Consider the following 22,877-nt stretch of genomic DNA (forward strand, 5'->3'; position numbering starts at 1 on the left):
TATAGGTAAACGTTAGGTTAAATTAAATCTGTTATTTATTGTTAATTAAAGAAAAAAATCAAATAGATGTTTAATAGATGTATAAACGACAAACAGCCGATTGTAGTTTTCATAAGATGTTTTATAAAAAAGAGAAAACAAAAAATAATAATTATGCGAATTAAAATCGTGATAAGGAAATCGTAGTTTTACATTCGTCCTATTTCTATAAAACACTAAGAAACACACCTCGGGAGATGTGATGAAAAAAAATAATATCACCACAGCTATTCAAGCTGCAATTATAGGCTCTGCTACATTAATTTCGTCATCTACATTGGCGCAAGAAGCAGATATTGAAAGGAGTGTCGGTCAGAATTCTCAATCAGCAACTGAAAATGCAAAAAACTCCAAAGAGGCAGATGAAAAGATTACCGTCACTGGTTCTCGATTGCGCAGAGATAGCTTCAGTGTCGCAACCCCATTAGCAACTATGGACAGGGAGGCAATTGAAGATACAGGTATTGGCTCGCTGTCAGATATTCTGATTGATGAGTTACCGCAAATTTCTGAAGGTAGTAGTAATAGTAATTCACAGTCAAGTGTACAAAATACCGGCCTTTCAACCATAGATTTACGAGAGTTAGGTACTAATCGCACACTGACATTGATTGATGGCCGTCGTGTGGTGTCAAACTCGTATTCTGGAAATTATGTCAGTTTATCTACTATACCTTCGGGCATGGTTGATAGAGTTGAGGTGATTACCGGTGGAGCTTCAGCCGCTTATGGCTCGGATGCGATTGCCGGTGTTGTGAATATTATTACAAAACAATCTTCAGAAGGTTTTACCTTTAAAGCCCGTGGCGGCGAATCAGATGAAGGTGGCGCTAAAGAACTTGGTTTAGATGTAGATTACGGTACTGAATTTTCGGGCGGTGATGGCTTTGTATATTTCGCATCTAGTTATGATAAAGAGTATGGCTTAAAGTTTTCAGACCGAAAACGTGCTCAACAGCAAGACTCTTGGGATTATGATGATGATCTTATGTGTAATCGAATGTTAACCGAAGATGGCAGGCAATGCATTCGCGATATCACTCAAGCTGACTGGCGCAGTTTGAGTGACTCCATTCCTGGCGGCGTTTTCGATGAGTCTTCTAGCACCAAACCTGATTCAGGGTTTTGGTATGATCAAAATGGCCTACGCAATGATTGGCATGAAGAAAGGTATGGTATTAATACGAATCAATTTGTGATGCTTCGTGTCCCTGATGAAAAGGCTTCGGCAGCCATTAAAATTGATTATGAATTAAATGATGATTTGATGCTATATGGGCAATTACAATATAGCTACAACCGCTCGATTAATGATAAAGCACCAGAAAGCGAGGATGAGTGTGATTTAATTGTAACGCATGATACTGCCACAGGTGAATTCGGCGAAGATTGTATTGGCAGAATTCCGACAAATAATCCATTTATGCCCGAAGAAATTAGTGGTGATGCGAGTTCAAAAGGCGTGAAGTGGGATCGGAATTTCGCCGAAGTTGGCAATATTGTCACTGATAATACTCGAAGAACTATTCGATCATGGGCTGGTTTAAAAGGCACTATGTTTGATGGTGACTGGGATTGGGATTTATCAATCGGTTTTGGTAAGTTTAAACAGCAGCAAAGGCGTTTTAATGAGCTATATGTTGCTAATGTTCGCAATGCTTTAAATGTGGAAGATGACGGTAATGGAAGTTATCAGTGTATAGATGCTGATGCTAGAGCCAATGGTTGTGTTCCTATAAATCTTTTTGGAGAAGGAAGTATTTCATCTGAAGCTGCTGATTATATTCGTGCTAATCCCGGAATTAATACAAAAATAGAACAAGTGAATGTACTTGGCTATATAGCAGGTGACCTATTTGAAATGCCAGCAGGCTCAGTGGCAAGTGTTTTTGGCTTTGAGTATCGGAAAGATTCTCAAGAAGTAAGCACAAATGTACCTGAAGGCGGTGTTACCTTTAATTATGTACCTGACTTTGAAGGTGATATAAGCGTAGCAGAAGTTTTTGCAGAAGCGGCTTTCCCATTATTAAAAGATGTTGCTGGTGCAAAGAGCTTAACCGCTGAAGTTTCTATTCGCATAGCAGAATACGACTTAGATAACATTGATTTAGTTCAGAGTTATAAAACAGGTGTTGTCTGGGAACCTATTGAAGGTTATGCACTTCGTGCAAATTGGGCTAAAGCACAGCGTGCACCTACGGTTACAGAAGCTATGTCACCGCCACGTGGTGACTATGATTCATTCGATGATATTTGTGATGGTGTTACCGCTACATCTATTGGGCGTGCAGACGATAATTGTCGTAAAGATGCTGGTATTGCCTCAACCATTGCTGTCGATGGCATATTTGAAGATGATAACAATGGTTATTCGCCAAATGTTGGTAATAAAGAATTATTTGAAGAAACTGCTGAAACGGTGACTTTAGGTATTACAATGGCGCCATCATTTCTTGAGGGATTTAGAGCCGCAGTAGATTATTACGACATTTCAATCGAAGATGCCATTACCTCTTTTGGTAACGAAGATATTTTAGAGTTTTGTTACGATTCTTCATTGGAATTTGGTGAGTCAAATTCATTTTGTGGCGATGTAAGTCGTGACCCTGATGGTCAAATAACTGGCGTAATGCAAAGATTGTATAATCAAGATGAGATCTCTACCAGTGGCTATGATGTGGCAGTTGAGTACCGTCTAGATTTACGTGACTATGGAACTTTAAAGTTTAAAGCTGACTGGACGCACGTGTTGAAGTATGAAGAAACCAAAACTTCACCTGATGGTAAATATACTACGGACTTTAATGGTTCATTGTCTGCAGATGTTTTTGAAGATAAGGCGAGTGCATCGGCAACTTGGTACAAAGATAACTGGCGTATTCGTTGGAGTATGAAATATAAAAGTGGTGTTGTATCAAGTAAATCTCGCTATGACGAATTTTATGCTCCACTTGACGAAAATGGTGAAGGCGGCATTATTCCTGAATATGAAGCAGCGTGTGCTACTGATACCAGTTCATGTGTAGATGCTCCGGAAACGCCTTATAAGTTATTTTTACCCTCATATGTACGTAACGATGTTTCCGTTTCTTATGACATGGAATTAGAACAAGGTAACGAGCTGCGTCTTTTTGGTGGCGTCAACAACATCTTTGATAATAATGGGTCATTTATTCTAGGTGGTAAAGGTAACTACGATAGTAACTATGGTGGAGGTAAAGGCCGTTTCTTTTATGCAGGGGCTGAAATTAGCTTTTAACTAGCAACTCTGATTTTTGTGACACATGGATGTGTCATTGGCATTTCTTTAGTTTTAGTTTAGGTGTTTTATGATGTTGGTTAAACAAAAGGTTTGGCTAGTTAGTTTGTGCTTATTATTCTGTATGGTAAGCGGATTTTTTTTAATCAATAATTCTAAAGGAATTCAACCTTTATCAAACCAAGACATAAGTGATGGCCCTTATATCAAATTATTAGAAGGTGACATCTCAGCTTCTTGGTTTTGTGACAATAAAAAATTTGAAAAATTGTTTGCTAGTATTTCATTGCCATTCGCTTTGCCTAACTGTAATTATGAAGTCTTGCTCGATCGTTTAAATTTTGAAGAACAAAAATTACTTGAATATTCTGGTGAGTTTGATGTTGTTGCTAGCAGCGATTTTCATGGCCAATATGATGTATTGATTGAACTACTGACAAATAATGGCGTAATTGATGAAAATGGACATTGGCAATTTAAAAATGGACATTTTGTTATTACTGGCGATGTTTTTGATCGAGGTGATAAAGTTACTGAGATTCTTTGGTTTTTATATCGACTTGAACAAGAAGCTGTTAATGCCGGAGGGCAAGTACACTTATTGTTAGGTAATCATGAGGTGATGATACTTAATGGTGATTTACGTTATTTGCACCCTAAATATGTCACGGTTGCAGATATAGCAGACGTACCTTTTGAGCAGTTTTATGCCAAAGGGACATTATTAGGTGACTGGTTGAGGACCAAGCCAGTGTTGGTAAAAGTTAACAATATGCTTTTCACGCACGGTGGCTTTCACCCCGATCTTGCCAGAGAGAAGCGCAGTTTAAATGACATCAATCGGGTTTTTAAAAATAGTTTAGTAAAAGCAGAGCTCGCGCTTCCACGTGCAGGTTTGGCTAAGTACTTACATAAGCGCAATGGGCCTATATGGTATCGCGGTTATTTCAAAGATAATGGCGCTAGCAGTGAAGAGATTGACTTATTGCTTCGCCATTTTGATGTTGAACATATAGTTGTAGGGCACACTTCTCAAGCGCAAATAGAAATGCGACACAATGGACGAGTGATAGCTATTGATTCAAGTATAAAGCGTGGAGAATCTGGAGAGTTACTTTTTGTCTCTGATACCGAAAAATGGCGAGGGACTCAGCTAGGCCGCAAGAAGCCTTTAATCATAAATGAACTATAATAGAAGCTGTCTTCGGTTAGCCACTTTGTTAGAATAGCCGTCTAAAAACATTTTAGATATTCAATAGAGGGGCTATGCTATTAAAAATCGCTGGAATTTTTTTTGTTGGCTTAGCGGCACTAGGTGCTCTTTTGCCATTACTTCCAACAACGCCATTCTTATTGGTGGCGGCAGCATGTTTTGCTAAGTCTTCACCGCGAATGCATAAAATGTTATTGGCGAATAAGGTGTTTGGCCCGATGATTTATCATTGGGAGCAATCTCGAAGTATTCCAAAACGAGCCAAAGTCATCGCATTAACCTCAATTGTTATTGCGACACTTTGGTCTTGTTATATTTTGCCATCACTTTGGTTAAAAGTGCTTGTTGTGGTGTTGGTTACATGGCCATTTATATTTCTTTGGCGTTTGCCATTATCTGATGGCAATGCAGAAATAGCATCAATTACCTCAACAGAAGAAAATAAATCAAATAGAGATTAAGCTAAGGCTTTACCTACTAGTTGTGCTAAATGAGGTGGTAATGTTAATGATAATGCGATCTCTTGACCTTTTACTGACATTTTTCGCCAAGTTAATTGCACAATGCGGATAATTTTTTCTTCGGTATGCTTAGCTGCAAATTCGTCAAAGTAGTATTGTAAAAATACTAAACAAGCAACGTCTTCTAGGGTTTGACTGTCACTATTCGACTTTAATTTTTCTTTGCGAATAATTGCGGCCGTTGTTTCTGCTGTATCCTCATCATAACCTTGTTCTAGCATTATGTTTTTTGCAGTTGCCGCATGGAAAATACCTAGCTCTTTACGCCAAGTTAAATAACCTTGTTTACCTAAAGGAAAATCAGCACGTTTAAAGTGCCAACGTTTTACATGTTGTGCTCGTACGGCAATTTGTAGATTCTCGTTAGCATCAGGCCAGTATTGTTCGAGGCAAGTTGACATATATTGACCATATAGCAATTCTTTCGGATGGTTGATTCCGTCAACAACCGTAATATTAATATCGTCTTTATTGATGTTATCGATAGCGTCTAAAACATTTTGCAATTGCGTCATAGTGTCTATTTTTATTGTTCAAGAAAAGTAAAACAGCAGTTTACCCCGTTTTCAAATAGATAAAAACTTGTAGTTGATGAAAAACTACAGCTAAGAAAAATTGTGCAACTAGATGCATTGATCATATTGTCGTGAACACGCCTTTTCGGTATAATGCTTTCCCGTCCTACTAAATTCATTTGTTTGCCAATAATCAAATCAATTTAGTGCAAAATTTCTGTTTTTCCTGACTCTGGATATCGCATGACAACTAGATATATTTTTGTTACTGGCGGCGTTGTATCGTCTCTTGGTAAAGGTATTGCTGCAGCTTCATTAGCGGCAATTCTCGAAGCACGTGGTTTAAAAGTTACCATGTTAAAGCTTGACCCTTATATTAACGTTGATCCAGGGACTATGAGCCCAATTCAACACGGTGAAGTTTTTGTAACTGAAGACGGTGCAGAAACAGATCTTGATTTAGGTCATTACGAACGTTTCATTCGTACCAAAATGACTAAGCGTAATAACTTTACTACCGGTCGTATCTATCAAGATATTTTGGCACGTGAGCGTAAAGGTGAATTTCTAGGTGCAACAATTCAGGTTATTCCTCATATTACCAACGACATTAAACGTCGGGTAATTGAAGGTGCTGAAGGTTACGATATTGCGATGGTTGAAATTGGCGGTACGGTAGGTGATATTGAATCGCAACCTTTCCTAGAAGCTATTCGTCAATTAGGTGTTGAACTTGGTCGTGAACGTGCGATGTTTATGCACTTAACATTAGTGCCTTATATTGCGGCGGCAGGTGAAATTAAAACTAAACCTACTCAGCATTCAGTAAAAGAATTACGCTCTATTGGTATTTTTCCTGATATTTTAGTTTGTCGTAGTGAACAAGCTATTCCTGCCAATGAACGCGCTAAAATTTCATTGTTTACCAATGTAGAAGAAAAAGCCGTTGTTTCAATGCGTGATGTAGACTCTATCTACAAAGTACCTGCTTTACTTAAATCTCAAGGTACCGATGAATTGGTTGTTAAACGCTTTGGTTTAGATGTACCAGAAGCCGACTTAACAGAATGGGAAAAAGTACTTTATCAAGAAGCAAACCCAGCGGGCGAAGTTGTTATTGGTATGGTAGGTAAATACACAGAATTGCCAGATGCCTATAAGTCTGTCAATGAAGCATTAAAACATGCTGGTATTAAAAACCAAGTAAAAGTTAAAATTCAATATGTTGATTCACAAGACGTTGAAGCCAAAGGTGTTGAAGTATTAAAAGACTTAGACGCAATATTAGTACCTGGTGGCTTCGGTGAGCGCGGCGTTGAAGGTAAAATTTTAACTGCACAATATGCCCGTGAAAACAAAGTGCCATACCTAGGTATTTGTTTAGGTATGCAAGTAGCATTGATCGACTATGCACGAAATGTTGCAGGTCTTGCTGATGCACACAGTACTGAGTTCAATCCGGAAACTCCACACCCTGTGGTTGGTTTAATCAATGAATGGTTAGACGAAGAAGGTAAAGTAGAATACCGTAGTGCTGATTCTGATTTAGGCGGCACCATGCGTTTAGGTTCACAATTGTGTCACATTGTGAAAGGTACCAAAGCACATGACGTATACGGCAGTGAAACAATTTATGAAAGACACCGCCATCGTTTTGAGGTAAATAATAACTACCGTGAACAATTAAGCAAAGCTGGTTTAGTGTTCTCGGGATTATCTACGGATAAAACCTTAGTTGAGGTGATAGAAAATCCAAATCATCCATGGTTTATTGCTGGGCAGTTCCATCCTGAGTTTAATTCAACTCCACGTGATGGCCACCCATTATTTGAAGGCTTTATTGCTGCGTCGTTTGAGCATCAAAAACAGCAATCAAGTTAAATCAAACTAATTAAAACCGTAGCTATTTGCTGCGGTTTTGTTTTTAGTCTACAAACTTTTTGTATTTGCTAAAACAATCTATTATTTAAAATTTAATTTATCGTTAATAACCTGCCATGCGCAGTTAGTAAGGAATAGGGAACATAATGTCGAATATTAGTAAAATTATCGCTCGCGAAATCATGGATTCTCGTGGTAACCCAACAGTTGAAGCTGACGTATATTTAGAATCAGGTGCTTGGGGTCGAGCTGCTGCTCCTTCTGGTGCATCAACTGGTTCTCGTGAAGCATTAGAATTACGTGATGGTGACAAGGCACGTTACTTAGGTAAAGGTGTATTAAAAGCTGTTGCTGCTGTAAATAACGATATTGCTGCTGCACTGAAAGGTAAAAATGCTATTGATCAAGCTAACATTGATAAAGTAATGATTGATCTTGATGGCACTGAAAATAAAGAAAACTTTGGTGCTAATGCTATTCTTGCGGTTTCTTTAGCAAATGCTAAAGCGGCAGCAATGGAAAAGAAAGTACAATTATTTGAACACATTGCTGATCTTAACGGTACGTCGGGCCAGTACTCTTTACCATTACCTATGATGAACATCATCAATGGTGGTGAGCACGCTGATAACAATGTTGATATTCAAGAATTTATGGTTCAACCTGTTGGCGCAAAAAGCTTTAAAGAAGCATTACGCATGGGCGCTGAAATTTTCCACGCATTGAAAAAAGTCCTTTCATCAAAGGGTATGAACACAGCCGTTGGTGACGAAGGTGGTTTTGCTCCAAACCTTGAGTCAAATGCTGATGCTTTAGCGGTAATTAAAGAAGCAACTGCTGCTGCAGGTTACGAGCTTGGTAAAGATGTAACGCTAGCTTTAGATTGTGCAGCATCTGAATTCTACAATGCTGAAAAAGGTATTTATGACCTTACTGGTGAAGGCAAACAATTTACAGCTAATGAATTTTCAGATTTTCTTGCTAGCCTTTGTGATCAATACCCAATTGTTTCAATTGAAGATGGCTTAGATGAGTCAGACTGGGATGGTTTTGCTTATCAAACAAAGTTAATCGGCGACAAAGTTCAAATCGTTGGTGATGACTTATTCGTAACAAACACGAAAATTTTAGCTCGTGGTATTGAGCAAGGTATTGGTAACTCTATCTTGATCAAATTCAACCAAATTGGTTCATTAACTGAAACATTGGCAGCGATTAAAATGGCGAAAGATGCAGGCTTTACTGCTGTTATCTCTCATCGTTCAGGTGAAACTGAAGACGCAACCATTGCTGATTTAGCGGTTGGTACAGCTGCAGGTCAAATTAAAACAGGTTCACTATGCCGTAGTGACCGTGTTTCTAAGTACAACCAATTATTACGTATTGAAGAGTTCTTAGGTGATAAAGCTGTGTTTAATGGCTTGTCTGAAGTTAAAGGCCAGTAATCAGAACCTTTTTGCTAATTAAATTCTGCGTATGTTACGACAGCGCTTTGGTTATACTCACTGACACTTGTCAGCTCCGTGTAATCGCATTGTTCTTGAACTAATTAGCGACAAGTTTACTGATTACTTAGCAATAATATTCTTTTAAAAGCCACTCAAATGAGTGGCTTTTTGATTTTAAAATTTTAGAGATTGTTTATTTTGCTTTTCTTTTTGCGGCAAAACCAAATAAAGATAAAAGTAATATAGCCCAAGTTGCTGGTTCAGGAACTGATGTTGATGGAAGTGGGTTCGCTAAACGCTGAGCAGACACTAAGTTATTCGTGTCAGAGAAAGTCATTCCTAGCGTATTCCATGCATCTGAAACTCCACCGTCACGTGCTCGCACGGTTAATTGAGTCACTACATAAAAATACTGGTTCATATCAAGTGAAATGCTTAAGGTGTCCTGTATATTTACATCTTGCTCTTCGTTAATGTAGAGGCTTGTATTATCTACCCCAAAACCTTCAGCTGGCTCATAGAAAATAGTTCCAAAGTCATAGTTAAAGTAATAATCATCATAACCGGTTAAAGAGTTACCGGCATCAATAATGCCGACATCAGCTCGAATACCGTTATGAAATCCTGTTCCACTCGAACTGCCGTGTAGATTAATAGATAGATCTAAATTAAACGGTGACATCCCAGTATATTGAAACGCTTGAATAGAAACTAAACGACCATATCCGTTAGTTGAAATTGCTTTTAGTGTTGGTAGAAGACTATCTGTTTGTAATTGCCCTAAAAGATTTACTGAGTCGTTTGAAAAGGCGGCTGATGAATTTCCTGAACCGCCATTATAAGTGCCATTACTGAATGTGGTTACGCCGTATTTATTACTTAGATCAGATATATCAGTTTCCATTAAGCCTGCTTGTGCATTAAATGTTACTGTTGAGCATGCAAAAGCAATGGCTGCTATTCTTTTTATCATTAATTCAATCCTTTATATGTAATACTAAAATTAGCAACCGCGAACAGCATAATTTATGCCTAATATATAAAATTCTTTACTATCATGTGGTTACAGTTCTTCTTGGAGATGTGTTTATCTGTTATGTAAAGTATTTCGACAAAAGTCTTTTAAATCATGAGGTTACTTGTTTATATTGGATTTCTTTAAGTGTAGTTAGTGGGGGCGTTCTAATTGTTACATTTTATGCTATTTAAACTAGTGAAACTTTAGGGCTTAATCTCTAAAATATTGATATTCATACTGTGTTCAGCTGGCAGACTGTATACTTAGTATTTTCTTGAAACTAAATGAGGTGTTTAATTGAAGTTAACTTGGCCCACCTTGATAATTATGTGTTTTTATTCCTTTAATGTTCTTGCTTCATCTCAAGATGAAATTACACATTTACTAAGTTACGTTAAAAGCACCGACTGCCAATATGAACGTAATGGCACTATGCATAACGGTGAGGAAGCTGCTAAACATATCAATAAGAAGTATCAATATTATATTGATGAAATAAAGTCTACCGAAGATTTTATTCGATATTCTGCAACCAAAAGTACAATGTCAGGTAAATTCTATAGAATTCATTGTCCGAATAAAGCGGTGGTGAGAAGCCAGCAGTGGCTTTTAACAGAGTTACAGACATTTAGGCTGAAACAAGAATAGTTATTTTATTGTGTAATCATCAAGAAATAGTGGAGTATCCTTTGTTTAAATTATTTTTAATCTTGTTCGCTTTTTTGCCCTTTTCTAATTTCGCAAATGAAACTGGTACTTTAACGGTTGACCGCGTTATTACTGATAAACTCGCCTTAGCATTTCCAAATGACCAAAATATTAAAGCTAAAAGTAGTGATTTTATGTTGCTAAATTATGTCACTATGAGTAACGAATTAGGCGAGCGCTGGGCAGTAGTTACCATAATCAATAATGCCAATGGCGGGAGAATGTTAGAGCATGAACATTTAATGGCGTTATTTGCTGACGGTACAAGAACTACACCTAGTACATTCAAAGTGAGTTTTGAAGGGCAGGAAACACAATCAATGACGATCTCATTTGGTGAGAATAAGTTTCCTATTTTATCGATAACTACTGAATCGAAATAATTAGCTTATATTAATTTGCATTAATAAAGCCGAGCATAACGTTCGACTTTATTTTATTCACTTGCGAGCTAGCAATTAAAGCGCAGCGTGTGGGCCGAAAACTTCATAGTGAATATGACTTTCACCAACCCCAAGTTTTAATAGCTGCGTCTTAACAAATTGCATAAAGGCAATAGGGCCACACAAGTAGAAGTTACCGTTATTAGTTGGTAGATCAATGGCGGTTAAATCCATCATCCCATTACTAATATGATCTTGTTCTGAACTTTCGTTTCTATACCAAATGTTTTGCTGCCACTTATTTTTGTTTATTAATTCGCTCGTTCGTAGTGAAAATGAATGTTGTTCACTACCTTCACAGGCGTGCAGAAAATGCACTGGCTGACCATATTCATTTGCGGCCAATGTTTCTAACATGCCTTGCATTGGTGTAATCCCAACGCCCGCTGAAATTAAAACCGTTGGACTTTTTCGATCGATAAAGAAAAAATCACCGGCCGGCGCATATAAATTAACTTCATCACCAATATTTACGGCATCATGCAAAAAGTTTGAAACTTTACCTGGTACGCCTTGCTGTTCGCGTTTTACAGAAATTCTGTAGCTACTGCCATTAGGTTTATCTGATAGTGAATATTGTCTAATTTCTTTGTAGTCATTACCTGTTGGGTGTACTTCTAAACCTAAATACTGGCCCGGTGTAAAACCAATAACATCTTGCTGATCAACAGGCTCAAAGATAAAGCTTTTCACAAGCTCTGACTCGGTAATTTTATTGACGACTTTGAAGGCTCTTGCACCTTGCCAACCACCAATCTCAGCTTTGCGCTGTTGGTATAAATCAGATTCTCGGTTAATAAAAATGCTCGCTAAAAAATGATAGGCATTAAGCCATGCATCTTCTACATCTGCTGTGAAGGCTTCAGGGGCAAGCTCTCGTAGTGTTTCAATTAAGTGATGACCGACAATAGCGTAATGCTCAGCCTGAATGTTAAAGCTAGTGTGCTTTTGAGCAATTCGCTCTACAGCTGTTGTTAGTACAGCTAAGTTTTCTATATTTTTAGCATACGCAGCAATAGCTTCAAATAATGCTACTTGCTGGCGGCCAGTATGCTGATTAGACATATTAAAAATATCCTGCAGCTCAGGGTTATGATTGAACATACGTTGATAGAAGTGAGAGGTCATTGCTGGCCCAGCGTTTTCTAAAAGTGGAATGGTACTTTTAATAATATTGATATGTTTATCAGTTAGCATTGTTACTCCTAAATAACTGAATTGTGTGGTTTACCAAGAGCTAGTTATTGGTAGCTTGTTGGCGCTGTGAATTTGAAATAAGTGCTCTAACTGGCATTTTTAGTTATAAGCACTGGCATATAAACGAAGAAAAATAGCAATGACGCGGTTAGCCATAATGCAATACTTAAGTTCCAAGCTAGCATTGGAAGATGTAGCACAGGTAGAAATACACGGGCAATTGCACTGAGAAAAATTATGATAAAGAGCCACTTAACTGAATTATGAGGTTGCAGCTTTCTGCCTGTGTGGCCGAGTGAAACTCGTGACATCATGGAGAAAATCATTAAGGCCATCGCAGCTATGGTAATAATATGGAGTGCATCTGAAAAGCTGATATAGAAAACACTATTGGCCGCAGTTACGTAACTTAATCCAAGAAAGGTCAAACCTAAACCGAGTGAAAAGTATGATAAATGCAAAGACCATAGTAAAGGAGTGCGTAGTGTGGCATGAGATTGCCAAAAACAGAGACGTACAGTATGAGCAATACCTGCACTGAACATCAACATTGCGGGAGAAAAAGCTAATTGCAGAAAATAGCTGCTGAAAAATATTACGATTCCTAATAAAGATAAGGTAACAATTGTTAAGTTTAACTTCTTTGTTTGGGGGATGGTCGTTACTTTAGATCCTGATATCGTAAAAAAAGGAATAACGCGACCCGCTAAAATGCCGATAAGTAAACAAAATAGTAATACTGTCGTTTTGGCAATATGTGAACTTAACATGTAGGCTCCGAAAAGCTCAGATAACAGCAAACCTATGTTTGCAGTCATTAGGGTGCTAAGTAGTGGAATGAATAAATAGTTTCGATGATTTTTACTTATGAATACTTGTTTTGAAAACGCTAAAATTGCGCCAAGCCACCAAAAAAACTGCGCGATAACGGCTATATACAGAAATATTTGCTGATATGAATTTTTATCGGCAGTAATACTAATAAACAAGCACACTCTGACAGCAAACCAAATTACGATAAGAGCTAGTACAGTAAGGCCTTTGATACTTGGCTGCTTGGTCCATGTTTGTGATGCTGTTAAAATAAAGCCAACAGCAACGGTTGCAGCGAAACCAAATAGCATTTCATGACTGTGCCAGCCTTTTAGCGATAACGTATTAGAATTTGTGTTTATCGTGCCATTTAAAAATAAACCCCAATAAATTAACGAGATAAAAGAGCAAGCAACAGCTAACAGAAAGAAACTCCTAAACGGTAAGTCAAAAATTGGCAATCGATTAAGTTTAGTCAACACCTTAAATTGGCGTTGATGAGCTGCTTGATGTTGAAGTTGTAATAACTCTGTATCGTGAGGATTAAGCATTTTAAAAATCACTCTTTCCGAAACCATGTAATGCAACGCAGCGCAAAACATAACCAAGCTTTAATGCACCAGCAAAGACAATAGTAAAAATATGAGCAGAAATTTGTGTTGTCATCGTGAAGTGATGATCAAAAGCGAATGTGATAGCGATACAGCTACTAATTATGATAAATGACACTAACATCATGTAATTACCAAGAATTAAACATTTTTGGAAGTTGAGTGCATTTTCAACCGCTGGTAGTTGTTGTGAAATAAAAAACTGTGAATACATGTTGCCTCCAACTTCATATGCTTGGTACGTATATCGAGCATCCATGTGGATTTTTTAATACCGTACGGTTCATGATAGATATAGCAAAGCTGGTGCCATGTTTTTAATCTATTAGTTATCAATATGTTATGGTTTTTGTTTCTTTCCTGTAGTCAAAGTGACTCTATTTTTGTGTAGTCATAAAGACACATGTGTGTTATTTTTATGTGAGGTTTGTATTTATAGGATTGAGATGAGTCAGATATCATCAACTGCCATTATTGAATTAGCCGTCGATTTAACGAGCAGTTTAAATCGAAAAGATAGGTTTGATCGCCTGCTTGATACTGTGCGAAAAACTATTAGCTGTGATGCTGTTGCATTGCTGTCATTTAAAGGTGATGTATTAACACCATTGGCACTGCAAGGGCTTAGCCGTGATACGTTAGGACGACGTTTTTTAGTAAATGAACACCCTAGATTTGAGCAACTTTGTCGCTCTAAATTACCAATTCGATTTGCTGCGGACTCTCCATTGCCAGATCCATATGATGGATTATTAGTGGATAGGGAAGGCGATTTACCTGTGCATTCATGTATGGGCTTACCACTGTATTATGATGATAAATTGCTAGGGTTATTAACCATTGATAGCCTAACGCCCCATGAATTTGAAGATATTGCTGAGCGAACACTTGAGGTTATTTCAGCTATTGCTGCAGCAACACTTAATACTGCTCTTTTGATTGAGCAATTAGAGCTACAAGCTGATCATTCACAGCGTGTGGTAGCAGAGCTTACCGAGGAAGCTTGGAAGCGTGACGGTGGTGAACTTATTGGCGAAAGCCCAATAATGCAGCAATTAAAGCAAGAGCTGGATATTGTCGCAAGTTCAGATTTTAATATTCTAATTTACGGAGAAACTGGGGTCGGTAAGGAGCTTGTCGCTCGTACATTACATCAAAAGTCTTTACGACAAAACGGTCCTATGGTTTACGTTAACTGCGCGGCACTGCCAGAGAACTTGATCGAAAGTGAATTATTTGGCCATGTTAGAGGCGCATTTACTGGTGCAGATAAAAATCGAGCTGGTAAGTTTTCCCTTGCCAGCGGCGGCACATTATTTTTAGATGAAATTGGTGAATTACCTTTAGCCGCACAAAGCAAGATTTTACGAGCCATTCAAAATAATGAAATACAACCGGTTGGGCAAGATAATGTCGAGCAAGTTGATGTTCGCATTGTTGCGGCAACTAATCGAGATCTGCGTGAAGAAGCTGAAGGTGGTCGTTTTCGCGCTGACTTGTATCACAGGTTAAGTGTTTATCCGATTAGAGTGCCTAAGTTGTATGAGCGCATTGGTGATGTACAAGTATTAAGTGGTTATTTTGTTGAGCAAACGCGTCGAAAGCTCGGTATTCAGCAACTGAAACTTTCAATTGAAGCAATTGAGCACCTTGAACAATATAAATGGCCTGGAAATGTTCGTGAGCTTGAACATGTGATCAGTCGTGCAGCATTAAAAGCAAGGGCACGTCAAAAAGGTAAGGCAATTATTGCTATTAACCAAACCGACTGTGGTTCACTTATAAATATTCAGGTTGATGACGAGACTGAGCTGTTACCTGCAAATATAGCGCTTTCATCAGAGCCGTTATCAAAAAGCAAAGATTTGTTTGAAGGTTGTAGTTTACGAGAAGCAACTGAGCAATTTCAGCGAGGTATTATAATTGATGCGCTTGAACAAAACCAAGGAAGTTGGGCAGCGGCGGCTCGTACGTTATCTACAGATAGAGCTAATTTAAATCGCATTGCAAAAAGATTGGACATTAAAGTTATTAAGAAAATTCAGTAGCTTTGAATTCATTGAATTATTTGTTGATGAATTGTTTGTTGATGAAATATAGAGATGAAAAAGCCTGAGTAGGTATGCTCAGGCTTTAGCAAAAACTAGTGTGTTAGTTTCATTTAAAGGTTAAGCACCTTTAACTTCTTCTTTCGGTAAAAGTAAGTTTAGGCCAATCGCTACTAAGGCACATAAACTGATACCCTGAATGCTGTAACCACCTATATTTAGCGCCATACCACCGATACCAAAAACTAGTACAACGGCGAAAATAATGAAGTTTCTTGGTTGGTCAAAATCAACTTTTGCTTTCACTAAACTGCCTAAACCAACGCTGGCGATTAAACCAAACAATAGCATCATAATACCGCCCATTACTGCACCTGGTATGGTTTGTAAAAGCGCACCTAATTTGCCAACAAATGCCATTATTATGGCTGCACAAGCTGCCCATGTCATAATTCTTGGGTTGAAAGCTTTAGTTAACATAACCGCGCCAGTCACTTCAGAGTAAGTAGTATTTGGTGGTCCACCTAACATTGAAGCGGCAGTCGTTGCAACGCCATCACCGAGTAATGTGCGATGTAAGCCTGGCTTTTTAATGTAGTCTTTACCTGTTGCTGAACTTATAGCTAATACATCTCCAATGTGTTCGATGGCTGGGGCGATGGCAATCGGTAACATGTAAACAATAGCTTGCCAATTAAATTCAGGAGTAGTGAACTTTGGTACTGCAAACCAAGCTGCATTTTCAACAGGAGTAAAGTCGATAATACCATGATAGAGCGATAGTAAATAACCAACAATAATGCCTGCTAAAATTGGCATTAAACGCATAAAACCTTTACTAAAGGCAGAAACTAACAGCGTTGTTAATAATGCAGGCAAAGAAATGCTTAATGCGAGTGATTGATCAATAAGTTGCGCTGAACCATCTCCTGTTCGCCCAAGTGCCATATGAACAGCAACCGGTGCGAGTGATAAGCCAATCACCATAATGATTGGGCCGGTAACAATAGGGGGCAAGTATTTGCTAATAAATCCAGTCCCTCGCATGCGAATGATGCCACTAAAGCAAGCGTAAACAACGCCGACAACGGCTAGAGCACCCATGGTTGCCGGAATGCCCCATGTTTGTGTGCCATACATGATAGGAGCAATAAAAACAAAAGAAGAAGCTAAGAAAACCGGCACTTGCCGTTTAGTAACCAATTGAAATAATAACGTGCCTATACCTGCCGTACACAGGGCAACATTTGGATCTAAGCCTGTAAGAAGCGGCATTAATACTAACGCGCCAAAGGCAACAAATAGCATTTGTGTGCCAGTAAGTACTTCTTTAAATAGTGATTGGTTATTGAAATTGTCGGTTGAGTTATTTTCTGAAGTCATATTTTACTCAATAAAACTGCCAGCAAGCTGGCAGTTAAGTGGTTTAAACGCATATGATGAAATGTTGGTTATTTACCAAGCCAACAAACTTATTTAGTGCCGAATATTTTATCACCAGCATCACCTAAGCCCGGCAATATGTAACCCGCATCATTTAAGCAATCATCAACAGAGGCAGTGTAAAGCTCAACATCAGGATGTGCTTTTTCTAATGCAGCGATACCTTCTGGCGCAGCAACTAACACTAAGGCTTTAATATTTTTACAGCCACGTTCTTTCAAAAGATTAATGGTTTCAACCATAGAGCCACCAGTAGCTAGCATAGGATCAATAACCAATGCTAAGCGCTCATCAATTTGACCTGCTAATTTTTCAAAGTAGAAAACTGGCTCTAATGTTTCTTCATTACGGTACATGCCAACAACCGAAATACGAGCGCTAGGAATAAGCTCTAATACACCATCCATCATACCTAAACCAGCACGTAGAATAGGTACAACAGTAACTTTTTTACCTTTAATTTGCTCAACTTGAATTTCACCATTCCAGCTATTGATGGTCTTGGTTTCAAGTTGAAAATCTTTTGAAGCTTCGTACGTTAATAAGCTACCAACTTCAGCTGCTAACTCACGAAAACGTTTAGTACTGATATCACCTTCGCGCATTAGGCCAAGTTTGTGTTGAATAAGGGGATGGTTTACTTCGATTACGCTCATCGTTTGCTCCAGAAATTGATGGAAATATTTGTCATATTATATGCCATCTGTGGTGTAATGTACTTAAAAGTAAGATGAAAATAACAATTTTATACACTTAATAGACTCAATTTTTGAGTCACATAGGATTAGTGCAGAACATTTTATAATTTATTTTTTAATAGGGCTTTGTCGGTGATCAATTAAATGTTTTAGCGTTAATTAATATACAAATGCCTTTTAGCTATTTTATCTTTACACAACAATCAAGTATGCTTAAATTATCATCAGAAAATTATAACAGCAGTTAATTTCATGGTAACTCAATCTCTATTATGGCAACCAGAGCAAGTGTCAGCAGACTTTGCTGAACTTTGTAATGCCTTATATGAGCGAGAGTTACGAATTTTAGCAAGTGGTGATTTTGCAAGTCCAGCAGGTTTACAAGGGCGCATTAAAAGTCTGCCTTATTATGTGAAGCGCAGTGCACACGCTCTATTAAATGCTGAAAGCCCATTAGATTTAGATATTCAAAATGCCAGTTGGTCAGCTAAACAAACGGCGACGCATCCATCCACTAGTCAGCTGAAAAATTATCAAGATAATGTTTTAAAATGGTATCAAGAGCAAAAATTAGCACATGGCTTAGTAGTACCAATAGCGACCGAAAGTGGGGTTATTCTTGATTGCATTGACCGAGTTGATTTAACAAAGCAAAGGTTTCGTACCAACGTTTACGGTTGGTTTAATTTAATTGAGCAGCAAGCGCGAGATAAACGTTATTACTTGCTAAAACCAAATAAGCGAGTGATGACTGCTGCATGTGCAGGACATTGTTGGCAAAATGCCCGAAAAGTACAGCCCGTTATTCCTTCATTACGTGAACTTTTGCTGTCTTGCTCAATTAATTGGCGTAATTTTAAGCAGCCAAATAAGGTAAACAATTAATATTAAATGCCTTGGGGTGTTTACAGCAGGTGGTACACACTTATAATAGCTATCATTAGTATTTAAACCTTGAATATAGATAGTTTATGCGGCTGATCACAGCAATTTTGATTATTTTTTTTGCCTTACTGCAATACCGACTTTGGTTTGGTAAAAATAGCATACCTGACTATCTGGCGTTAGAAGAAGAAGTGACACGCCAACAAGTTAATAATAATAAGTTAAAACAACGCAATAAATTGCTCTATGCCGATACCGATGATTTAAAGTCTGGTACAGAGGCAATTGAAGAGCGTGCTCGCCATGAATTAGGCATGATAAAACAGGGCGAAACGTTTTTCCGTGTTATTCCTAATGATTCCGATACCAATAAAAAGGAACGATTGCGATAATGAACCACTCTTTAGGGCCGTATGTTGTAGTAGTGCCCGCTGCTGGTGTCGGTAGACGTATGCGTTCATCTTGCCCAAAGCAATATTTAACCATTGATGGCAGAACCATTTTAGAACATACCGTTTTACGTCTATTGAGTCATCCGGCTATTTCGCACGTTGTAATTGCCTTAGGCGCAAATGACGAATATTTCCCTACTACGACTCTTGCAAGTAATAGCAATGTCACTCAGGTCATTGGTGGTAACGAGCGTGTTGATTCGGTATTAGCAGGTTTGCTAAGCCTAAATGTCATACAGCAACCTTGGGTTTTAGTCCACGACGCTGCACGACCGTGTGTTCAACATCAAGACTTAACTCGTTTGATGGAATATTGTGTCGGTAATGATCATGGTGGAATTTTAGCAACGCCAGTACGAGATACCATGAAACTTGCTAGTTCAACAGGCGTAGTAGATAAAACATTAGACCGCAGCCATATGTGGCATGCCTTAACTCCTCAAATGTATAAAACTGAAGAGTTAACTACAGCAATTACTAGGGCATTAGCACAAAACATTGAAATAACTGATGAGTCATCTGCGATGGAAGCTTTTGATTACCCTAGCGGCTTAGTCAGTGCTAGCAGTGATAATATTAAAATTACCCAGCCAGAAGATTTATCATTGGCTGAGTTTATTTTGCAACAACAAAATGAAGTAGAGGCAATATGAGAATAGGTCATGGTTTTGATGTCCATAAATTTGGTGGCGAAGGCCCGTTAGTTTTAGCTGGCGTTGAAATTCCTTATGATTATGGCTTTGTTGCTCACTCGGATGGTGATGTTGCTATTCACGCCTTATGCGATGCTATTTTAGGTGCACTCTGTTTAGCTGATATTGGCAATCATTTTCCTGATACTGATGGCCAATATGAAAATATTTCTAGTCGTATTTTATTGCGCCATGTTGTTGGTTTAATGAAAGAAAGGGGTTACCGCCTAGGTAATGCTGATATTACCATTTGTGCACAAGCACCAAAAATAGCACCGCATTTACTGTCTATGCGCACGATTTTAGCTGAAGGCATGCTGTCAGATATTGAACAAGTTAATGTAAAAGCGACTACCACTGAAAAGCTTGGTTATGTTGGCCGTAAAGAAGGTGTATCGGTGCATGCCGTGGTTTTATTGATGAAAGCTGATACTACGAGTTGCTAATGTCCGAACATTCAATTGAAAAGGTTGCAAAGCCAGTTATTAATTCATTACCAAGTTTTGCCTATTTATATGGAAAGCCTACAGCAACAGGCTTATTGCGTAGTCAGAAATCTGATTTTAAAGTGTTTGAAAAGTTACCATTTTTACCTTGCGGTGAAGGTGAACATTTATTTATTCATATTCGTAAAACTGGTGCTAATACTGCATTTGTAGCTAAACAACTTGCGCAATATTTTTCGATAAAAGAGTCCCTTGTATCCTATGCGGGTTTAAAAGACCGTTTTGCAGTAACTGAGCAATGGTTCGGTGTACATGTGCCCGGAAAACAAGTATTTGATTTAAGTGATTTGAATATCGAAGGTGTTGAGGTTTTGGCTTATAAGCGTCATAACAAAAAACTTCGTATTGGTGGATTAGAAGGTAATCGTTTTGAAATTACTCTACGAAATGTTACCGATGTTGACGAGTTAGTTCGACGCTGGCACGTGGTAAGTAAGTTTGGGGTTCCTAACTACTTTGGCGAGCAGCGTTTTGGTATTGATGGCGGGAATATTGAAAAAGCATTAAGTTTGTTTTCTGGCCGAAAAGTTAAAGATAAGAAAAAGCGCGGTATGTATTTATCTGCCGCACGCTCATTAATATTTAATCAAATTATTAGTGAGCGTATAAAGAAGAACAACTTCGACACACTACTTAATGGTGATGTTTTAATGCTTTCAGGTACTCAATCAGTATTTCTAGCGCAAGAAACTGACGAAAGCTTAAAGGCAAGACTTCTGAATCATGATATAGATATCACTGCACCTATGTGGGGAGCTGGAGAGTTAATGACCACTTCTGACGCGTTAACACTTGAGCAGAGCGTTGCAAAACATCAGCAAGAATTTTGTGAAGGTTTGCCGCGCTTTGGTTTAAAGCAAGAGCGACGTCGAACACGTATTGTTGTAAAAGAGCCTGAAATCAAGATCAAAGATGATGTTGTTACCTTGTCTTTTTTCTTACCAGCAGGTGCTTATGCTACAACTATTATGCGCGAGTTGGTTAATTATACCGATATGACAGAGCGTGTTGTAAATGATTCATCAAATAGAAGTTCAGACCACGGTGAAGGATAACTATGCGGATATTATTAAGTAATGATGATGGCGTTCATGCTGAAGGCATAAAAGTCCTTTACGAAGAGCTGGTAAAGTATTTCCAAGTTAAGGTTGTAGCACCAGACAGAAATTGCAGTGGTGCTAGTCACTCTTTAACTTTGCTAAACCCGCTGCGAGCACAAGCCATGGATAATGGCTTCACGGCCGTAAATGGTACTCCTACCGACTCAGTGCATCTGGGGGCGACGCAGTTAATGCAGCCAGCTCCAGACTTAGTGGTTGCTGGAATTAATCACGGTGCTAACTTAGGTGATGATACCATATACTCTGGAACGGTAGCAGCAGCGACGGAAGGACGACACTTAGGTATGCCAGCAATAGCCGTATCTTTGGTATCTAAGAATCCACAACATTTTCAAACCGCTGCAGTAGTAACTGCTAGGTTTATAGAACGTTTGCAAGCGCACCCGTTGCCTAGCGACCAAATTATTAATATTAATGTGCCAGATATGCCATTAAGCGAGCTTAAAGGAATACAAGTGACGCGTTTAGGACATCGGCATAAAGCTGAAACCATGAAAAAGATGCAAGATCCTTGGCAACGTGATATCTATTGGTATGGGCCACTTGGCCAAGAGTTAGATGCAGGAGTTGGAACTGACTTTCATGCAGTTGCCAATGGTTTTGCGTCAATAACACCGTTAACTATTGATATGACTGCTTATAAAAGCATGACACAAATGACAGAATGGATTAATGAACTCTCAATATGAAACAAAGTAATATCAATGCCAGAGTAGGCAGTAGTATCGGCGGTAAATCAAGTCGAAGTGGTGAGTTGCTGGCACAAAAATTACTGGGTGAAGGCATTCAAAACCAACAAGTATTGCAAGCCATTGCTCGTTCTCCGCGCCATATATTTGTTCCTGAAATACTTGCTCATAAAGCGTATGACAATACAGCTCTTCCGATTGGCCAAGGGCAAACTATTTCTCAACCTTATATTGTCGCTAAAATGTCAGAGTTGTTACTTGCTGACGGTATTCCTGAGAGTATCTTAGAAATAGGTACTGGCTCTGGTTATCAAACCTCAATTTTGGCACAACTAACGCCGAAAGTATTTTCAGTTGAACGAATTAAATCGTTACAGTGGCAAGCAAAAAGAAGATTGCGTTCGATGGATTTACATAATGTTTCAATGAAGCACGGTGACGGCTGGCAGGGTTGGCATAGTAAAGCGCCATTTCAGGCTATTATAGTGACTGCTGCCCCGACAGAAGTGCCGGTAGCATTATTAGAGCAGCTTGCTGATGGTGGGCGCTTGATCATTCCCGTTGGCGAGCAAAGCCAAATTTTAAAACTTATTACTCGCCACGGCGATGAATTTAAAGAACAACAAGTAGAAGCGGTACGCTTTGTTCCTTTAGTACCGGGCGCATTAGGATAGTTT

At 38.5% G+C, this 22,877-nt stretch carries 22 protein-coding genes; 15 read left to right on the top strand and 7 right to left on the bottom strand.

The features are described 5' to 3' along the window. The first annotated feature begins 241 nt into the window (after positions 1–241). From AC27E9_RS05510 to AC27E9_RS05520, 3 genes are all read left to right on the top strand, one after another. Positions 242–3,298: a TonB-dependent receptor plug domain-containing protein gene (locus AC27E9_RS05510; protein ID WP_487128015.1), complete on the top strand. Its 3,057-nt coding sequence runs from the start codon at positions 242–244 to the stop codon at positions 3,296–3,298. Between the two features lie 70 nt (positions 3,299–3,368). After that, entirely contained in the window at positions 3,369–4,490 is a 1,122-nt protein-coding gene (locus AC27E9_RS05515) for a metallophosphoesterase (protein WP_487128017.1), read from the top strand. 74 nt (positions 4,491–4,564) lie between these two features. Beyond that, entirely contained in the window at positions 4,565–4,972 is a 408-nt protein-coding gene (locus tag AC27E9_RS05520) for a YbaN family protein (RefSeq protein ID WP_487128019.1), read from the top strand. Here AC27E9_RS05520 and AC27E9_RS05525 read toward each other — a convergent pair. Next, positions 4,969–5,547, bottom strand: a complete 579-nt coding sequence (locus AC27E9_RS05525; RefSeq protein ID WP_487128021.1) for a DUF4202 domain-containing protein — start codon at positions 5,545–5,547, stop codon at positions 4,969–4,971. The genes AC27E9_RS05520 and AC27E9_RS05525 overlap by 4 nt on opposite strands. A 243-nt stretch (positions 5,548–5,790) precedes the next feature. On the opposite strand from AC27E9_RS05525, the gene pyrG reads away from it, so the two are divergent. Both pyrG and eno read left to right on the top strand, forming a co-directional pair. Further along, the gene (gene pyrG / locus AC27E9_RS05530) at positions 5,791–7,428 is read left to right on the top strand and encodes a CTP synthase (protein WP_487128023.1); all 1,638 of its coding nucleotides are present in this window, start codon (positions 5,791–5,793) and stop codon (positions 7,426–7,428) included. A 146-nt stretch (positions 7,429–7,574) separates the two neighbouring features. After that, entirely contained in the window at positions 7,575–8,873 is a 1,299-nt protein-coding gene (eno, locus tag AC27E9_RS05535; RefSeq protein ID WP_487128025.1) for a phosphopyruvate hydratase, read from the top strand. 196 nt (positions 8,874–9,069) lie between these two features. Here eno and AC27E9_RS05540 read toward each other — a convergent pair whose 3' ends face one another. Further along, a complete protein-coding gene (locus AC27E9_RS05540; protein WP_487128027.1) occupies positions 9,070–9,849 on the bottom strand; it encodes a PEP-CTERM sorting domain-containing protein in 780 nt (259 codons plus the stop codon). Positions 9,850–10,191: 342 nt separating this feature from the next. Here AC27E9_RS05540 and AC27E9_RS05545 point away from each other — a divergent pair, with 342 nt between their 5' ends. Both AC27E9_RS05545 and AC27E9_RS05550 read left to right on the top strand, forming a co-directional pair. After that, a complete protein-coding gene (locus AC27E9_RS05545) occupies positions 10,192–10,542 on the top strand; it encodes a DUF5329 family protein (protein WP_487128029.1) in 351 nt (116 codons plus the stop codon). A 41-nt stretch (positions 10,543–10,583) separates the two neighbouring features. After that, positions 10,584–10,985: a hypothetical protein gene (locus tag AC27E9_RS05550; protein ID WP_487128030.1), complete on the top strand. Its 402-nt coding sequence runs from the start codon at positions 10,584–10,586 to the stop codon at positions 10,983–10,985. A gap of 75 nt (positions 10,986–11,060) precedes the next feature. On the opposite strand, the gene hmpA is transcribed toward AC27E9_RS05550, so the two are convergent. The 3 genes from hmpA to AC27E9_RS05565 all read right to left on the bottom strand — a co-directional run bounded on the left by hmpA (position 11,061) and on the right by AC27E9_RS05565 (position 13,880). Next, complete coding sequence (hmpA, locus tag AC27E9_RS05555; RefSeq protein WP_487128032.1) at positions 11,061–12,242, bottom strand: NO-inducible flavohemoprotein; 1,182 nt, start codon at positions 12,240–12,242, stop codon at positions 11,061–11,063. Positions 12,243–12,328: 86 nt separating this feature from the next. Beyond that, a complete protein-coding gene (locus tag AC27E9_RS05560; RefSeq protein WP_487128034.1) occupies positions 12,329–13,606 on the bottom strand; it encodes an NnrS family protein in 1,278 nt (425 codons plus the stop codon). Between the two features lies 1 nt (position 13,607). Then, a complete protein-coding gene (locus tag AC27E9_RS05565) occupies positions 13,608–13,880 on the bottom strand; it encodes a hypothetical protein (protein WP_487128036.1) in 273 nt (90 codons plus the stop codon). Positions 13,881–14,112: 232 nt separating this feature from the next. Between AC27E9_RS05565 and norR the strand changes: the two genes are divergently transcribed. Further along, on the top strand, positions 14,113–15,714 hold the full coding sequence (norR, locus tag AC27E9_RS05570) for a nitric oxide reductase transcriptional regulator NorR (protein WP_487128038.1): 1,602 nt from the start codon (positions 14,113–14,115) through the stop codon (positions 15,712–15,714). 120 nt (positions 15,715–15,834) lie between these two features. Here the strand turns inward: norR and AC27E9_RS05575 are convergent, their stop codons facing one another. Together AC27E9_RS05575 and upp are read right to left on the bottom strand one after the other, a co-directional pair. Beyond that, on the bottom strand, positions 15,835–17,097 hold the full coding sequence (locus AC27E9_RS05575) for a uracil-xanthine permease family protein (protein ID WP_487128039.1): 1,263 nt from the start codon (positions 17,095–17,097) through the stop codon (positions 15,835–15,837). Between the two features lie 89 nt (positions 17,098–17,186). Beyond that, on the bottom strand, positions 17,187–17,813 hold the full coding sequence (upp, locus tag AC27E9_RS05580; RefSeq protein ID WP_487128041.1) for a uracil phosphoribosyltransferase: 627 nt from the start codon (positions 17,811–17,813) through the stop codon (positions 17,187–17,189). Between the two features lie 294 nt (positions 17,814–18,107). Between upp and AC27E9_RS05585 the strand changes: the two genes are divergently transcribed. From AC27E9_RS05585 to AC27E9_RS05615, 7 genes are all read left to right on the top strand, one after another. Further along, the gene (locus AC27E9_RS05585; protein ID WP_487128043.1) at positions 18,108–18,740 is read left to right on the top strand and encodes a hypothetical protein; all 633 of its coding nucleotides are present in this window, start codon (positions 18,108–18,110) and stop codon (positions 18,738–18,740) included. An 86-nt stretch (positions 18,741–18,826) separates the two neighbouring features. Continuing rightward, entirely contained in the window at positions 18,827–19,132 is a 306-nt protein-coding gene (gene ftsB / locus AC27E9_RS05590; RefSeq protein ID WP_487128045.1) for a cell division protein FtsB, read from the top strand. Next, positions 19,132–19,845, top strand: a complete 714-nt coding sequence (gene ispD, locus AC27E9_RS05595; protein WP_487128047.1) for a 2-C-methyl-D-erythritol 4-phosphate cytidylyltransferase — start codon at positions 19,132–19,134, stop codon at positions 19,843–19,845. The genes ftsB and ispD overlap by 1 nt, the downstream gene beginning before the upstream one ends. After that, the gene (ispF, locus tag AC27E9_RS05600) at positions 19,842–20,330 is read left to right on the top strand and encodes a 2-C-methyl-D-erythritol 2,4-cyclodiphosphate synthase (RefSeq protein ID WP_487128049.1); all 489 of its coding nucleotides are present in this window, start codon (positions 19,842–19,844) and stop codon (positions 20,328–20,330) included. Before ispD ends, ispF begins: the two co-directional genes overlap by 4 nt. After that, positions 20,330–21,445, top strand: coding sequence for a tRNA pseudouridine(13) synthase TruD (truD, locus tag AC27E9_RS05605; protein WP_487128051.1), 1,116 nt, complete (start codon positions 20,330–20,332; stop codon positions 21,443–21,445). The genes ispF and truD overlap by 1 nt, the downstream gene beginning before the upstream one ends. 2 nt (positions 21,446–21,447) lie before the next feature. After that, positions 21,448–22,200 carry a 5'/3'-nucleotidase SurE gene (gene surE, locus AC27E9_RS05610; RefSeq protein WP_487128053.1) on the top strand — a complete coding sequence of 251 codons (753 nt, stop codon included), beginning with the start codon at positions 21,448–21,450 and terminating at the stop codon, positions 22,198–22,200. Then, positions 22,197–22,874 (top strand): protein-L-isoaspartate(D-aspartate) O-methyltransferase, encoded by a 678-nt coding sequence (locus AC27E9_RS05615; RefSeq protein ID WP_487128054.1) that lies wholly within the window; start codon positions 22,197–22,199, stop codon positions 22,872–22,874. Before surE ends, AC27E9_RS05615 begins: the two co-directional genes overlap by 4 nt. Positions 22,875–22,877: the final 3 nt, after the last annotated feature.

It is taken from the genome of Colwellia meonggei (assembly GCF_057537295.1).